A 14,356-nucleotide genomic window follows, 5' to 3' on the forward strand; every position below is an offset into this window, starting at 1 on the left:
TTTTTCTATCATTTATCATCGTTAAATTTTATGGAAATTAAAAATTAAAAAGTCAATCTGAACTCTAATTATTTATTTTTATTCGATGATTTATTATATAAGAATTTATTATGAATCAAATTTGTTATACGGTTTATTTTTGTTATTTAAATAATTCGTTTAATGATTTACTTATCGAGTTTCTCCTTTAACAATTCAACAACTCGTTTAGGATCTGCTCTTCCTCTTGTTAGTCGCATAACTTGCCCCATTAAAAAGTTCAACGCCTCTTTTTTACCATTTAAATAATCCTCAACTGCCTTTTGGTTGTTTTTTATCGCTTCTTCAACTGCTTTTATCAATTCACTCTCATCTTTAATGACCGTCAACCCAAGTTCTTCAACGATCTCTTTTGGTTTTTTCTTTCCTCTGTTTATTACCAATAGATCAATAACCTCTTTTGCAATTTTTTGTGAAATAGTTCCATTTTTAATTAATTTTATTAATTCAACTATATGTTCGGGCTTTATACCGCTTTCATATAGATCAACTTTGTGATACTGCAAAGACCTCTTTAACTCGTTCCTTATCCACACAACGGCTAAGTCGATATTTTCTTTACTTTTTCCAAGTGATTTAACAACGTTTTCAAACATCTCAGCCATATCTAAATCAGTAACAAGAACTTTTGCATCTTCTTCACTTATTTTGTATTCTTCAACAAATCTCTTCTTCTTAGCAAGAGGTGTTTCAGGCATTTTTTCCTCTATCTCCTTAACCCACTTTTCGGAAATAACTATCGGCTGAATATCAGGATCTGGGATGTATCTATAATCTTCTGCTGTTTCTTTGCTTCTCATTGCCTTTGTTATCATTTGACTTTCTAAAAATGCCCTTGTTTCTCTTTTAACTTCTCCTCCTCTTTTTATAATATTCTTTTGCCTAATTAACTCATATTTTAAAACCTTATAAACCCCTCTTATCGAGTTAACATTTTTAACTTCAACCCTATTTCCTTGAACACCCATATAATTTATGGAAATATTAACATCTGCTCTCATCGTTCCCTCTCCCCTCAAACATCCGAGGTATCTAAATAGGGTCATCAATTGTTTTAAAAATTCTCTTGCCTCTTCTGGACTTTTTATGTCTGGTTCAGTAACGATCTCTATCAGAGGAGTTCCACTTCTATTATAATCAACGATTCCAAAACTTGGATTGTATTGTCCAGGATCTTCCTCTAAGTGGACTTCGTGAATTCCTATTCCTAAAAACTCCCCATTAACTCCTATTGGCGTTGATGTTCTCTGATAACCACTTGGTAAATCGGGATAATCATAATGCTTTCTTTGGAAGTATATATCCTTATCAACAACAATCTCACATCCAAGCATTTTCGCAACCATTATCGCGACTTCTACTGCCTTTTTATTTGGTGGAAATGGCTTAGCCCCCGGCAAACCTAAACAGACAGGACATACGTTAGTGTTTGGTTCAGCATCCAAATAGTTAGTTGAACAGTTGCAGAATAATTTTGATTTAGTATCTATCTGAACGTGTATTTCTAACCCACATTTCATTTTAACATCTTCACTCATCTTTCCACCTATTAACTTTTTCAGTTTAAATCCAACGTTCCAAAATATCCAATAAATCTATTAAAGTCAATACTGATTTATTTAATTTAATTTTTTGATAGTTAATATTGCTTTGATATTAATTTGCGCTTTAATTAAAATTATAATAAAAACTATTCAAACAAAACTACTTTGCAATGTGGTTATTGTAAATTGTTCATTTATTTGGTTTTAAGATCTTTGGCCCCCTTGCTAATGCAGTTATTCCAGTTCTTGCCATTTCTTTTATACCGAGGGGTTTAACTAACTCAATAAACGCATTTATCTTATCTTCTCCTCCTGTTATCTCCACGATTAAAGATTCGGGACTTAGATCTACAACATTTCCTCTGAATATACTTGTATATTGTATAATTTGGGATTTTGCACTTTCCGTTGGGGCATAAACTTTTATTAAACATAGTTCTCTCTGAACTGACTTTTTTTCTTCCAGTTCGCTAACTTTTATAACATCTATTAACTTATTTAATTGTTTAATTACTTGTTCTAAGATTCTATCGTCTCCGTTAACCTCTATCGTCACTCTTGAAACTTGAGGATTCTCTGTAGTTCCAACAGTAATACTTGAAATATTAAATCCTCTCCTTGTAAATAATCCAGAAATTCTTTGTAATACACCTGGCTTGTTTAAAACCAGTGCAGATATAACATGTCTATGCTCCATTCTATTCACCAACTATGTGTGTTTATCTTTTTTTATTGTTTTTGTCTTTTTTATTTTTATAGTAAGATTTAAAAATGATAAAATAGATCAGTTATTGAGTCCCTTGGTATAATTAAACTCTTTCTATAATAAGGTTTTTAAGTATTTTAATGTTTTTAAGTAATTTTTAGTGAAAAAATTTAATCGTAAGTTTAATATCAAACACACTACTGATTCACATACGTTGATATAACTTAATAATTAATAACTTACTGATAAGTCATTTATTCAAATTATTGGTAAATTAATTTTTGATCAATTTTAATATGTTAACGTTTTATAATTCATTTAATTTATTCAACTCTCTATTTATCGAATTTAGATATAGAAGATTTTAAAAAGATGTTAAATAATACTTAGATGTTGAAGATCCAATGTTGATTTTTTAGTAATAATTTGTTGTATTATAGTTCTATTTCCATTTTGATCCCTAATTTCAAATTCTACTTCTGATTTTGATGTTTTGATTTTTATATCTGTAATTATTGATAAACGATTTGTTGAAATTACCAATTTAACAATTAAGATTACGCTTGATTTGAAATTTGCGATTTTGAATTTGGATGAATAGGCATTATTTAAACGAGTGTATATAAATTTTTTGGAGAGTGGATAAAATGGTTTTATTGAAATTTCATGGAGGATGTCAGCAAATAGGAATGAGTTGCGTAGAAGTTGAATCGCAGAAAGGGAAGATATTGTTAGATTGTGGATTATCTCCAGATACCGGGGAGATTCCAAAGGTTGATGATAAAAGTATAGATGCAGTTATTATTTCTCATGCTCACTTAGATCACTGTGGGGCTCTACCATTTTACAAATTTAAAAAGATATACTGCACTCATCCAACAGCAGATCTGATGTTTATCACATGGAGAGATACGCTAAACTTAAAAAAGGCATTTGGAGAAGAGGACATTCAAAATGCTATGAGTAGTGTTGAATGTTTAAACTACTATGAGGAAAGAAGCATAAATGACAATATTAAATTCAAATTTTATAATGCAGGGCATATCTTAGGAAGTGCATCCATATACTTAGAAGTGGACGGTAAAAAAATACTCTACACCGGAGATATAAATGAAAATGTTTCAAGAACTCTACTTTCAGCTGACACTGACTTTGATGAAATAGATGTTTTGATAGTGGAGTCAACCTATGGATCACCCTTGGATGTAAAGCCCGCAAGAAAAACCTTAGAAAGACAGCTAATAGAGGAGATCGCCGAAACCATAGAAAATGGAGGAAAAGTTATAATTCCTGTCTTTGCAATAGGCAGAGCTCAGGAAATTTTATTAATATTAAATAACTACATGAGGAGTGGTAATTTAACAGAAGTGCCTATTTATACGGATGGATCTCTGATTCACGCTACTGCTGTTTATATGAGTTATACTAACTGGCTGAATCCAAAAATAAAGAATATGATAGAAAATGGGATAAATCCATTTGGAGAAATAAAAAAAGCGGATGATAATTTAGTTTTTAATAAAGAACCATGTATTATCGTTTCTACATCAGGAATGGTTCAGGGTGGACCTATTTTAAAGTATTTAAAACTACTAAAAGATCCTAAGAACAAGCTTATATTAACGGGTTATCAGGCAGAAGGAACTATTGGTAGAGAGTTAGAAGAAGGAGCAGAAGAAATCCAGCCATTTAAAAATAAAATACCAATAAACGGTAAAGTTGTTAAAATTGAGTTTTCTGCACATGGGGATTATAATTCATTGGTTCGATATATAAAAAAGATTCCAAAACCAGAAAAAGCGATTGTTATGCATGGGGAGAGGTATCAAGCGCTCTCTTTCGCTATGACAATTTGGAAAACATTAAAGATTCCAACTTTTGTTCCTGTTAAGGGAACTGTATTGCCCATTTAAATTAAAATATTTTTTTATTTTTATTTTTTTAATATATTTTTTATTAATTTAATTCAATTACACTGCTAAAATTCCTTCCTCTGGAATTTCTTGCTCTATTGTCTTAATAGCAGAGAAATACTTCTTAAGAACTCCTGTTATCTTTTTCATTATTTCTTTCTCTTCAATTACATCAAGTGAGATTTTTGACTCAATTATCACATATAAGTTTTCTCCATACAAGTTTAAAGGATATATGTATAGATAACTGTCATCTTTATATATCACAACTTTTTTAACGTTTCCACACATCTTTTTTATGTATTCAAAGATCCCTGAGGCAGTTGCTCCTACTTCCTCAGCATCTTTTAATGTCGTAGCAATAACCAGCCCCTCATCGTTAACAACAATAATATCCTCAATATCATAAGATAATGCGATTTCAACCAAGTCAAATTCTTTTGTATATTCTTTATCTTCATCAGGGGCAACATATGGCTTTAATTCCTTTAAGTTTTCTATAATTTCCATTTCTATCAATTTATAGGTTTTTTTCTGTTCTCTCTCTTTATAGTAGTAAGCTCCAACTCCAATTCCTACTCCCACTATAAAAAGGATTAGAAAGGCAATTATCGCATTCATAGTTAAACCTCTTCACACGTTTTTCCTTACTCAACGTATTATCGTTATTTTTAATTTTTATTAAAGGTTTTTAATTTAATAATTTTCATAATTTGATTTTATATAATTTTTTATTTAACTTTTTTGTGAGGTTTAAAATGAATCAATAACAATTAGATTCCACTTAATAATAATTTAATCTACATTTATTGAAATTCTCGATGTGTATTTTGAGAGATGCTTTCTAATTATCTTATCTATTTCAAACTTAACCACAGATGGATCAACATCTTTTTTAATTATTCCCAATATTCTTTTCCTCTTCACATGAATATCTCCAAACAAATAGTATCTTCCATTTTCCCATTTTATTTTTAACTCTGGCTTTACATCTTCAATTCCATCCATCATCTTAATTCTCTCTACGATCTCTTTACAGAGTTTCTCTTTTAATTCTTCTAACTCTTCCTCAGAGGGACTAAACACTTCTTCAAGTATTGTTTCTACCCAATCTTCATCCGGCTCTTTTATTCCAAGTTTTTTTAGTAGTTCCTCTCTTGAAACCTCATTTATTGGCATTTGTTCTTCTTGAAGTTCTTTATTTTCTTCTTTCTCTTTCTCATCTTCACTAACCAATCTCATCTCTGGGTATAACTCTAAAATAATATTTGCCTTTCTTTCATTGTATTCATAAACATCAATGATAGAATCCTCATCAGAGAGTAGTTGTTCCAATTTTTTTAAAGCGGTCTCTCCAAGTAAAACTCCCAAATTGCACTCGTAAGCGGCACCTATTGGTTCCCTTCCTTTAAATATTATATATCCATTTTCATAGCCATTAGAAGATTTTTTATAGACGTTTATAACAATATACTTCCCATCTTCCAAATATTTCTCAAAATCTCGCACGTTTGTGGCTATTAATTTATCAAGAGGGATGTCTAATTTAATATTAAGATAATTTTCTTTACTATCTGGCTTTTCTTCTTTTTCTGTTTCCGTTTCTTCTTGGATTTTTACTGTAAAGATCTCAGGATACAACCACTTCATCAGATTTATCTTATCTCTATTGTATTTGTAAATTTCAATTGACTTATCTTCTTCATTCAACAGTTCTACTATTCCCTCAAGGTTTCCATACTCTTCAACCATATCATTATCGGTGTAATAAACCCCAATAACCTTTCCATTCTCAACAAAAATGTATCCTTCCCATAATTTCCCATCTTTTTTCGCTAAAACAAGTATATAACCAATATCAATTTTGTTTATAAGATCATCTAACTGTCCTTCATTTAATTTTTCAACTAACTCTCCTTCAACTACCTTTATCATAACCATTCCCTCATCTAATATTATTCAAAATTGTTTAATCCGTATATTCTCACGTCGCAATGTTAGAATATACGACTTGATAGCTTTCTATTATTCACCTATCGTTATGGGTTATTATATTTTAGTTAATTTAATTATTTAATATTATTTGACACCGTGAGATCTATAACATCTTCTCACGATCAAGCCAGCAAAAACGCCTGCTCCAAATCCGTTATCTATGTTAACAACTGCAATCCCAGGGGAGCAGGAGTGCAACATTGTCAAAAGGGGGGTGATCTTTATTCCATAAGATGTTGATGTCGGCACACCAATAACTGGCACATCAATCATAGAAGCTACAACCGAGGGGAGGGTTCCTTCCATTCCTGCAACAACTATCACACAGGAAACATCCTTCTCTATCATAGTTTTTAAAGCAGGAAAAAGTCGATGTATCCCTGCCACTCCAACATCATAAGATGTTATTGTCTCAACTCCCATCACTTCCAAAGTATCTTTTGCCTCTTCTGCTACTGCAATATCGGAAGTTCCCGCAGTTAATATTCCCACTTTACCTATTTTTTTTATTTTATAGTTTTTATTTTTTATTATTAATGTTTTCGCCCTTTTATTAATCTTTACCTCATAGTTTTTTAGATCCATCTTCCTAATTTCGTCGCAAAGTTTTTCGATATTTTCTATCTTTGTGGCAAGAGCAACTCCATTATTCTCTGCAAGTTTCAACGTTGAGTTAATTATCTCATCTATACTTTTTCCTCTGCCATAAACAACTTCTGGAACGCCCGTTCTAAACTCTCTATTTATATCAAGTTTTAATTCAGTCCCAATCTCCTCAAAATAGTTTAGTTTTATTAATTTTTCAATTTCATTAATATCAAGTTCTCCATTTTTAAATGCTAAAAGTAGTTCTCTCAAATCTTTTCCCATTTAATTCCCTCCTTTTCAAAAAATTTTACATATCTTTTCTTATCCTCTCCTTTACAACCTTTCCAATCAATAAGAGCAATATCCACATCTGTTTTTTCGAAAAGTTGAGTTAGAACATCTTCATCAACTGAGCAGTATTTTGGAATAAGATAACTAAAATAGTAATCTCCGCTTAATGCAAGTTTTGTGAATTTTGGAGCATAATGTCCTCCTCCAAACCCTACCGCTTTAATTTTTTTATCGTAATTTTTTGATTTAATCATCTCTATGGTATCCAAAACAGATTTTGCAATTACCTCTCCCGCTTCTTTTAAACGCCACTCTTTTTCTGTGCTTCCAATCTCAACAAAGACAGTTGGGGCTTTTAAATCTGTTGGAGAGTGATGAACAACCTCAAAAGACACGTCAAAGTTTCCTATTTTTCCGAGTTTGTGGAATTCCACGTATGTATTGTAGATGTTTTTTAATAGAAGGGTGTTTAAAATAGCATCACTCGGACATACTTCTTTTGGATTTCCTCCGAATTCGTTATTTTCTGTTAAATTTCCTGGAGTGTGAACGGTTAAGGAAGGTTTTCCTGCTTTACTTCTGTGTTTTGACAAAAATATGTAATAATGTGCAGTTTCTAAATCATCTGACGTTATAGATAAAAGTTCCTTCTCAACTTCAAATACATCCACTCCAAATTCCTCTCTTATGCATTTAGCAATGTTTTTACTTGCAGGATCTCTATTTGATGCTATTAGTAAAAATTTCATAGTTTATCTCCCCAAATGTCCCAATATATGCCCAGTTTCTTTTTTAATTATTTTTAAAGCTGTCTTACATGCATTTACAGAGCCAGGAATTGAGTATATTACTTTATCCTTATAAATTCCAGCCATAGCTCTTGATAGTATTGCAGAGAACCCAACTTCCTCATAACTCATATGTTGAAAGATAATTTTAAAACCATCCAGTTCTTTCTCTATCAGATCTTTAAGTGCCTCAACAGTGTTATCTCTTTTTGAGATACCAGTTCCTCCTGTTAAGACAATACAATCAACATCAAAGTGATCTGCTATATGCTCAACCACACCTTTTATCATCTCTTTATTATCAGGAACTATGGTATAAACCTTGGCATCTAACTCTTTCGTTAGAAGTGTTCCTGACTCATCGTTTATATTTTTTAGGTCTTTTCTGTCCTCTATATTAATTAGCATATTATATCTACTATCGCTTACTGTTATTACTGCATATTTTATATCCTTTACTACTTTATGCATTGATTCCACCGCAAATAAAATTTTAATATATATTTTAATAGATTTTAATAAATTTTGTTCATTTTAATTTTATTATTTTATTTTTTATTTCATTTCGATTTTTATTTTTGTTGTTATTTGCATCTCTCCCATTATAGGTTCCAACAGTGTAAACAACTAATTGATATATTAGGTTATGATTATGTGCATATACATAAGATAAATGTTATTCTCAAAATCCTATTAAATCAATAAAAAATTAGACCTAATAACAAAACAATATAACAAAACAATAAAATCTAATAAAATCAAATAATAAATCTCTCAAAAAATAAAATAGGGTTATAAAATAACTGCAACATTCTAAATTAAACAGTCGTTTTTTGTTTGTCTTTTAACTGTTTTGTGTTATTTTCAATTATCTTACTTTTTTAAAGCTAATTTTATGTCTTCGACTTTTACTGTTTTTCTTTTTGCGTGCTTAGCTAATTCAACTGCTTCTTTTGCAATCTCTAATGCGATTTCTTCAACTGCCTCTGCTAAGTATTCAGCAGCAGCTCTACTAACTCTCTCTGCTCCTGCCTTTTTCAAGATTCTTTCAAATGGTGCAACTGGAAGCTCAGCCATAATATCACCTCACAAAAGATTTTCAATAAATGTTCTTAGAAAATACAGTATTTAAAATTTTCGGTTATATTTCAGTTATTGCTGTAAAAAGATCTCAGCGGAGATAATAATCGTTAAAAAGAATAACCCTCATAAAGTTATATGATACGATCGCTCCACTTTCTATATATTACATATTGGAGTTGATTAGTAATATTAATTCAAAAACCCAAATATTTTTAAATTGTTTTTGATATAAAGTAATAGAGTAATTAAAATTTGAGAATAATTATATGATACCTAAAGGATTAAGGATTAAAAGTTAATTAAATATTAAATTTTTAATAACAGGATAAAATAATTAAATCAAAAATGTCAATTAATAACATAAATGAGCTTAAAAAGGACTAATTGGGATATTATGATTATAACCATTGCATCAGGAAAAGGAGGAGTTGGAAAAACCACTACATCTGCCTCTTTGGCAGTATCTCTCGCAAAATTAGGAAAAAAGGTTTTAACAATAGATGGAGATATATCAATGGCAAATTTAGGGGTCTTATTTAACTTAGAAAGAAAAAAGCCCTCATTACACGAAGTATTAAGTGGAGAGGCAGATGTCAGAGAAGCGATCTATAAACACAAAACAGGAGTTTATGTTCTTCCCACAAGTTTATCTCTCGAAGGGTATAAAAAATCAGATATTGATTTACTTCCAGATGTTGTAAATGAAGTAGTGGATGATTTCGACTATATAGTGATCGATGCCCCTGCGGGATTAAATAGAGAGATGGCAACACACCTGGCAATTGCAGATAAACTACTTCTTGTTGTTACTCCTGAGATGTTTTCAATCATTGACGCTGTTAGGTTAAAAGAGAGTGCAGAAATGGCAGGAACCCCTCTTCTTGGCATTGTGTTGAATAGAGTTGGAAGGGATTTTGGGGAGATGAGAAGGGATGAGATAGAGATGATCATAAAGGGAAAGGTGTTAGTTGAAGTTCCGGAAGATGAGAGTGTTAGGGCAGCAGCACTAAAAAAAATGTGTGTTATTGAATACAAAAAAAATTCTCCTGCTTCTTTGGCATATATGAAATTGGCTTCAATAATATCAGGGGTTCCTATTTACATTGAAGAAGATGTTGGAACTAAACATCATAACTTAACCATAATTGACAAAATTAAGAGATATTTAAAATTAAAACTTTAAAAAATAAAAAATAGGAAATTTCATTGCTTTAATTGTCCCTATTCAAATAAACCGTATATGTTGGAAACGCCATTTCTATTCCTTCCTTCTCAAATTCCTTTTTTATTTTTAAATTTATCTCATCAATTGCATTTAAATAGTAATCAAACCCTACATTTCTTACAAAATACTCAACTCTCAAATTTAGAGACCAGTCCCCGTACTCTTTGAAATGAACCCTATATGGAGGAAGAGTAGCAGGATGTTCTTCCAGTATTGCTTTCACAATTTCTTTTGCTTTTTCTATTTTTTCTACTGGTGTGTCGTATGTTAAGCCAATAGTCGTTAAAACTCTTCTTCTATCCCTAACTGTTAAATTTTCAATTGCTGAATCTAAAAGTTCAGAGTTTGGAATTGTTATTAGGGTATGATCAAACGTTCTTATTCTTGTGCTTCTAATACCAATCTCTTCCACTATCCCTTCTGCTCCTTTAACCTTTACCCAGTGCCCTAAACTAAACGGCTTATCTATTAATATTAAAATGCCCGCAATAAAATTTTTTATTGTATCTTGCATTGCCAGAGCAACTGCTAAACCACCAACACCCAAACCTGCCAATAAAGCGGTAATGTCATAACCAACTGAGCTTAAAGCAGTTAACAACCCGAGAATAATTGTTAAGATCTTTACAACTTTTTTGAGTGGTTTTATTATATGTTCATCTAACTCTGTTTCTGTTCTCTCTGTCAAGGGGATGAGGTAGTGCTCAAATACCCCATCTAAAAATTTAACTGCAAAATATGTTGCACATAGAATAACCACTACTTTAACTGATTCGTTTATTATTTTAAATAGATAATCTGGCAACGTTAAAAATCTTAAACCAAAATAAAAAAATATCGTAACAACCAATACAATTATTGGCAGATCAATAGCATCTAACAATATATCGTCAAATTTTGTTTTAGTTTTGTTTATTATGCGTTTTAAGTAGTTTCTTATAATCCTATCAACGATTTTTCCAACCAATACACCAAACACCGCTATTAGTATAAAAATTATTATGTTGTATAGATCGTTTCCAAAGACCTCCATTTCCTCTCCCCCCTAAAAATATCTCACTTTCTACCTCTCTGTATCTCATAAATTCTTTCCACATCTTTTACAGTGTTTATATCATCCTTTCCCTTATCAAATCTAAATCTTACAACCCTTGGAAACCTTAGGGCATAACCACATGGATACTTATCTGATTTCTGAATTTCTTCATAAGCAACTTCAATAACAATTTTTGGTTCAACTTCAACCTCCTCTCCGAGATCTCTTTTTATTATTTTGTCAATTTCCTCTTTTAACATTTCCAAATCCGCTTCACTTAATCCAGTTCCAACATAACCTATCGGATATAAATTCCCTTCTTCATCTTTAACGCATATTTCAAACGATCCATACCAATCTTTCCTCTTTCCCATTCCTCTCTTTGCCTTTGTTATAACAACATCCAAACTTTCAAGAGTTGGTTTAAATTTATACATTGTTCTAACTCTACTACCTGGAGTGTAAGGGGCTTTTAAGTTTTTTATCATAACTCCCTCATGTCCGATTGATAAACTCCAATTGTAAAACTCTCTTGCTTCCTTTGGATCATCACTAACTAATTTGTAGGAAATATCCACAATCTTGTCAGATTTTAACTCTCGTTCTATTCTTTCCCGTTCTGTCCTCCAATCGTTTTCATAACCTACAATATCTTCTAATTCTTTTCTTCTTTTTTCAAATTCCTCATCTATCAAAGATGTTCCGTTTTTATAGAGAATATCAAATAAATAAACTCTCAAATTTATTTCTTTCATCATCTTTCCAATGTCATATTTCCTTCTAAATCTCCTAAGAATGTCTTGGAAAGGCCTTGGTTTTCCTGTTTGTTTATCTATTGCAACACACTCCCCTTCTACTATCAATTCCTCAACATTTATCTTTTTGATTGCATCCACAATTTCTGGAAGAGCATTTGTAACATCTTCCAATCTTCTACTGTATATCTTAACTTTATCCCCTCCTTTGTGAATTTGAACTCTCGCTCCATCATATTTCGTCTCAAATTGGGCTTTTCCCATCTCCAATAATGCCTCCTCAATTGAAGGGGCTAATTGTGCCAGCATTGGTTTTATCGGCCTAAATAGTTTTAACTTCAAGTCCTCACTTTCTAACTCATTTTTAATTAATTTTTCAGCCAATAGTCCAATGTCATTCGTTATAGCATATATCTTCTCCAACTTTTCCTTTGGAACGTTGAAGTAAACGGATAGGGCATCAAGTATCGTAGGAACATTCATACCGAGTCGCATATCTTCTAAAATCAATCTCGCTAAGTATCTACACTCTATTGGAGAGGCCCTCATAAACAAACTACTTATTAATCTTAATTTCTTCTTTTGAGAGCCCTCTCCTTCAATTTCTCCAACTCTTTTTAAGGTTTCATAAACGTCATCCACAGTTAAAGGAGATAGAAGCAAAGATAACTGTTTTGTTTTTGATTTTAACTGTTCTACTGCAAACCCAATATCTCCTGTCTCTTTAATTTTTTCTAATAATTCCTCTTTTTTAATTCCCATCGAAGTTATTGCATTTATTAGTAGTTTTTCTCCAATGCCAAGTTCCCTTTCGTCATATTCAGGATATACTCTTCCAATGGCCATATAACATATTTTCTTTAAATCTTCTGGTTTTCCTTTTTCTTTAACAAGATCTATTAATTTAATGAAATAATCTCTTTTCTCTAACCGTTTTGTTGTATTTTCTATTTTATCAAATATCTCACAAACATCTTTCCAAAGCATTATTTCACCAAAAAGGTTGATTTTTTAAGTCAGATCATTATTAAGGAAACCCTTCTTTACCAATTAAAGGAACAAAAGCCACTTCTCCATAGTCCTTCATAATCAGTTCATCCCCTCTCTTTTCTACTAAAATCAACTTCTGTAAATATTTTCCAACGGGCATTAACAACTTTCCACCATCTTTCAGTTGCTCTATTAACGCCTTTGGAATCTTTGGACCGGCTGCGGTAACGTAGATCCTGTCGTAAGGGGCTAACGGTTTATATCCAAGTGTTCCATCCCCTACAACTACAATCACGTTATCGTATCCTAACTTTCTTAAAGTTTTTTCAGCTTTTTCTGCCAACTCGGGAATTCTCTCAATACTAACAACTAACCCATCTTTTCCAACAATCTCAGCAGTTATCGCTGCGTGATAACCGCAACCTGTTCCAATTTCTAACACTTTCATCCCTGGTTTCAAGTCCAAAAGTTCACTCATCAATCCAACCATGTGAATTGCTGAGATCGTTTGTCCATGGCCAATATCCAAGGGAGTGTCTACATAGGCATATTTTCTCAGATGTTCTGGAATAAACTCCTCCCTTGGAACCTTCATCAGTGCATCTATAACCCTCTTACTTTTAATATATCCCTCTCTTATAAGTTTTTCAATAACTCTTCTTTTTTCCTCGTCAAGATCCATAATCTTCCCCTCTTTCTAATCTCTTATTTCTATCATTTCCATTTTTTATCTTTTATTATTTTATTGCTTTATTTTTATTCTTTGTTTTTGATAGGGTTTTTATATCATATAGCATAGCAAAATAATTATAATCAGTATTGATTAACATTAATTCTATAAAATTAACAAAGGTTCACTTAAACAATCTAAATAATTGACAATTTAAATAATCATTAATTAAGTTTTATTTATATAGATATTTAGTTTGAAACAATAACATAGATAACAAAACAGACAACAATTTAGGTGTCTATTATGGTAGAAAACTCGTTTTTAACTGAGACACAAATAAAGGTATTAAAATTAAGAAAAAAAGGCCTCACTCAGGAAGAAATTGCAAAAATACTCGGGACAAGTAGAGCAAACATAAGTATGATAGAAAAAAGAGCGAGAGAAAATGTAAAAAAAGCCAAAAACACTTTAAGAATTTATAACAAAATAATGGCCCCGATCTTTCTCGATATTGAAGAGGGAACTGACGTCCTTAAAATACCCGAAGTTGTTTTTAAAGAAGCAGATACTGCGGGAATAAAAGTAAAATATAACACCTTAGAACTTTTAGATGTTTTAAAAAATTCTGCCTCAGAATTTATTGAGAAAAGAACAGTTAAGAAGAAATTTAGAATATATGTCCTTGAAAATGGAGATATTGATGTAGGGCAGATTTAAATTATATTTAAAT

Annotated in this window: 14 protein-coding genes; 3 read left to right on the forward strand and 11 right to left on the reverse strand. The window is 31.4% G+C overall.

Features of this window, described 5'->3' with window-relative positions; translation table 11 throughout:
• Nucleotides 1-167: 167 nt before the first annotated feature.
• Both gatB and ilvN read right to left on the reverse strand, forming a co-directional pair.
• Nucleotides 168-1,577, reverse strand: a complete 1,410-nt coding sequence (gatB, locus tag METVU_RS08195) for an Asp-tRNA(Asn)/Glu-tRNA(Gln) amidotransferase subunit GatB (protein WP_015733724.1) — start codon at nucleotides 1,575-1,577, stop codon at nucleotides 168-170.
• A 196-nt stretch (nucleotides 1,578-1,773) separates the two neighbouring features.
• Nucleotides 1,774-2,280 (reverse strand): acetolactate synthase small subunit, encoded by a 507-nt coding sequence (gene ilvN / locus METVU_RS08200; protein ID WP_015733725.1) that lies wholly within the window; start codon nucleotides 2,278-2,280, stop codon nucleotides 1,774-1,776.
• 656 nt (nucleotides 2,281-2,936) lie between these two features.
• Here ilvN and METVU_RS08205 point away from each other — a divergent pair.
• Nucleotides 2,937-4,202: an MBL fold metallo-hydrolase gene (locus METVU_RS08205; protein ID WP_015733726.1), complete on the forward strand. Its 1,266-nt coding sequence runs from the start codon at nucleotides 2,937-2,939 to the stop codon at nucleotides 4,200-4,202.
• A 57-nt stretch (nucleotides 4,203-4,259) separates the two neighbouring features.
• Here the strand turns inward: METVU_RS08205 and METVU_RS08210 are convergent, their stop codons facing one another.
• The 6 genes from METVU_RS08210 to METVU_RS08235 all read right to left on the reverse strand — a co-directional run bounded on the left by METVU_RS08210 (nucleotide 4,260) and on the right by METVU_RS08235 (nucleotide 8,941).
• The gene (locus METVU_RS08210; protein WP_015733727.1) at nucleotides 4,260-4,823 is read right to left on the reverse strand and encodes a roadblock/LC7 domain-containing protein; all 564 of its coding nucleotides are present in this window, start codon (nucleotides 4,821-4,823) and stop codon (nucleotides 4,260-4,262) included.
• 174 nt (nucleotides 4,824-4,997) lie between these two features.
• Nucleotides 4,998-6,143 carry a DUF2226 domain-containing protein gene (locus METVU_RS08215; protein WP_245528134.1) on the reverse strand — a complete coding sequence of 382 codons (1,146 nt, stop codon included), beginning with the start codon at nucleotides 6,141-6,143 and terminating at the stop codon, nucleotides 4,998-5,000.
• A 138-nt stretch (nucleotides 6,144-6,281) separates the two neighbouring features.
• Nucleotides 6,282-7,067 (reverse strand): nickel pincer cofactor biosynthesis protein LarB, encoded by a 786-nt coding sequence (gene larB, locus METVU_RS08220; RefSeq protein ID WP_015733729.1) that lies wholly within the window; start codon nucleotides 7,065-7,067, stop codon nucleotides 6,282-6,284.
• Nucleotides 7,052-7,825 carry a D-aminoacyl-tRNA deacylase gene (locus METVU_RS08225; RefSeq protein ID WP_015733730.1) on the reverse strand — a complete coding sequence of 258 codons (774 nt, stop codon included), beginning with the start codon at nucleotides 7,823-7,825 and terminating at the stop codon, nucleotides 7,052-7,054. The genes larB and METVU_RS08225 overlap by 16 nt, the downstream gene beginning before the upstream one ends.
• 3 nt (nucleotides 7,826-7,828) lie before the next feature.
• Complete coding sequence (locus METVU_RS08230) at nucleotides 7,829-8,335, reverse strand: MogA/MoaB family molybdenum cofactor biosynthesis protein (RefSeq protein ID WP_015733731.1); 507 nt, start codon at nucleotides 8,333-8,335, stop codon at nucleotides 7,829-7,831.
• A 402-nt stretch (nucleotides 8,336-8,737) separates the two neighbouring features.
• Nucleotides 8,738-8,941, reverse strand: coding sequence for a histone family protein (locus tag METVU_RS08235; protein WP_010869663.1), 204 nt, complete (start codon nucleotides 8,939-8,941; stop codon nucleotides 8,738-8,740).
• Between the two features lie 400 nt (nucleotides 8,942-9,341).
• Between METVU_RS08235 and minD the strand changes: the two genes are divergently transcribed.
• Nucleotides 9,342-10,130 carry a cell division ATPase MinD gene (minD, locus tag METVU_RS08240; protein ID WP_015733732.1) on the forward strand — a complete coding sequence of 263 codons (789 nt, stop codon included), beginning with the start codon at nucleotides 9,342-9,344 and terminating at the stop codon, nucleotides 10,128-10,130.
• Nucleotides 10,131-10,158: 28 nt separating this feature from the next.
• Here minD and METVU_RS08245 read toward each other — a convergent pair whose 3' ends face one another.
• Genes METVU_RS08245 through METVU_RS08255 form a run of 3 tightly spaced genes read right to left on the reverse strand, consistent with a single transcriptional unit; the run spans nucleotide 10,159 to nucleotide 13,635 of the window.
• Nucleotides 10,159-11,205, reverse strand: coding sequence for a mechanosensitive ion channel family protein (locus tag METVU_RS08245; RefSeq protein ID WP_015733733.1), 1,047 nt, complete (start codon nucleotides 11,203-11,205; stop codon nucleotides 10,159-10,161).
• A 23-nt stretch (nucleotides 11,206-11,228) separates the two neighbouring features.
• Complete coding sequence (locus METVU_RS08250) at nucleotides 11,229-12,950, reverse strand: ATP-dependent DNA ligase (protein WP_015733734.1); 1,722 nt, start codon at nucleotides 12,948-12,950, stop codon at nucleotides 11,229-11,231.
• A 40-nt stretch (nucleotides 12,951-12,990) separates the two neighbouring features.
• Nucleotides 12,991-13,635, reverse strand: coding sequence for a protein-L-isoaspartate O-methyltransferase (locus METVU_RS08255; protein ID WP_015733735.1), 645 nt, complete (start codon nucleotides 13,633-13,635; stop codon nucleotides 12,991-12,993).
• 294 nt (nucleotides 13,636-13,929) lie between these two features.
• On the opposite strand from METVU_RS08255, the gene METVU_RS08260 reads away from it, so the two are divergent.
• Nucleotides 13,930-14,343: a Tfx family DNA-binding protein gene (locus tag METVU_RS08260; RefSeq protein ID WP_015733736.1), complete on the forward strand. Its 414-nt coding sequence runs from the start codon at nucleotides 13,930-13,932 to the stop codon at nucleotides 14,341-14,343.
• Nucleotides 14,344-14,356 lie beyond the last annotated feature (13 nt).

Source organism: Methanocaldococcus vulcanius M7, assembly GCF_000024625.1.
Taxonomy (GTDB): domain Archaea; phylum AGJL01; class Methanococci; order Methanococcales; family Methanocaldococcaceae; genus Methanocaldococcus; species Methanocaldococcus vulcanius.

Excerpts from the sequence above, each read along its gene's own strand:
- gatB (WP_015733724.1), bottom strand. The coding sequence starts at position 1,577 with ATGAGTGAAGATGTTAAAATGAAATGTGGGTTAGAAATACACGTTCAG.
- ilvN (WP_015733725.1), bottom strand. The coding sequence starts at position 2,280 with ATGGAGCATAGACATGTTATATCTGCACTGGTTTTAAACAAGCCAGGT.
- METVU_RS08205 (WP_015733726.1), top strand. The coding sequence starts at position 2,937 with ATGGTTTTATTGAAATTTCATGGAGGATGTCAGCAAATAGGAATGAGT.
- METVU_RS08210 (WP_015733727.1), bottom strand. The coding sequence starts at position 4,823 with ATGAATGCGATAATTGCCTTTCTAATCCTTTTTATAGTGGGAGTAGGA.
- METVU_RS08215 (WP_245528134.1), bottom strand. The coding sequence starts at position 6,143 with ATGGTTATGATAAAGGTAGTTGAAGGAGAGTTAGTTGAAAAATTAAAT.
- larB (WP_015733729.1), bottom strand. The coding sequence starts at position 7,067 with ATGGGAAAAGATTTGAGAGAACTACTTTTAGCATTTAAAAATGGAGAA.
- METVU_RS08225 (WP_015733730.1), bottom strand. The coding sequence starts at position 7,825 with ATGAAATTTTTACTAATAGCATCAAATAGAGATCCTGCAAGTAAAAAC.
- METVU_RS08230 (WP_015733731.1), bottom strand. The coding sequence starts at position 8,335 with ATGCATAAAGTAGTAAAGGATATAAAATATGCAGTAATAACAGTAAGC.
- METVU_RS08235 (WP_010869663.1), bottom strand. The coding sequence starts at position 8,941 with ATGGCTGAGCTTCCAGTTGCACCATTTGAAAGAATCTTGAAAAAGGCA.
- minD (WP_015733732.1), top strand. The coding sequence starts at position 9,342 with ATGATTATAACCATTGCATCAGGAAAAGGAGGAGTTGGAAAAACCACT.
- METVU_RS08245 (WP_015733733.1), bottom strand. The coding sequence starts at position 11,205 with ATGGAGGTCTTTGGAAACGATCTATACAACATAATAATTTTTATACTA.
- METVU_RS08250 (WP_015733734.1), bottom strand. The coding sequence starts at position 12,950 with ATGCTTTGGAAAGATGTTTGTGAGATATTTGATAAAATAGAAAATACA.
- METVU_RS08255 (WP_015733735.1), bottom strand. The coding sequence starts at position 13,635 with ATGGATCTTGACGAGGAAAAAAGAAGAGTTATTGAAAAACTTATAAGA.
- METVU_RS08260 (WP_015733736.1), top strand. The coding sequence starts at position 13,930 with ATGGTAGAAAACTCGTTTTTAACTGAGACACAAATAAAGGTATTAAAA.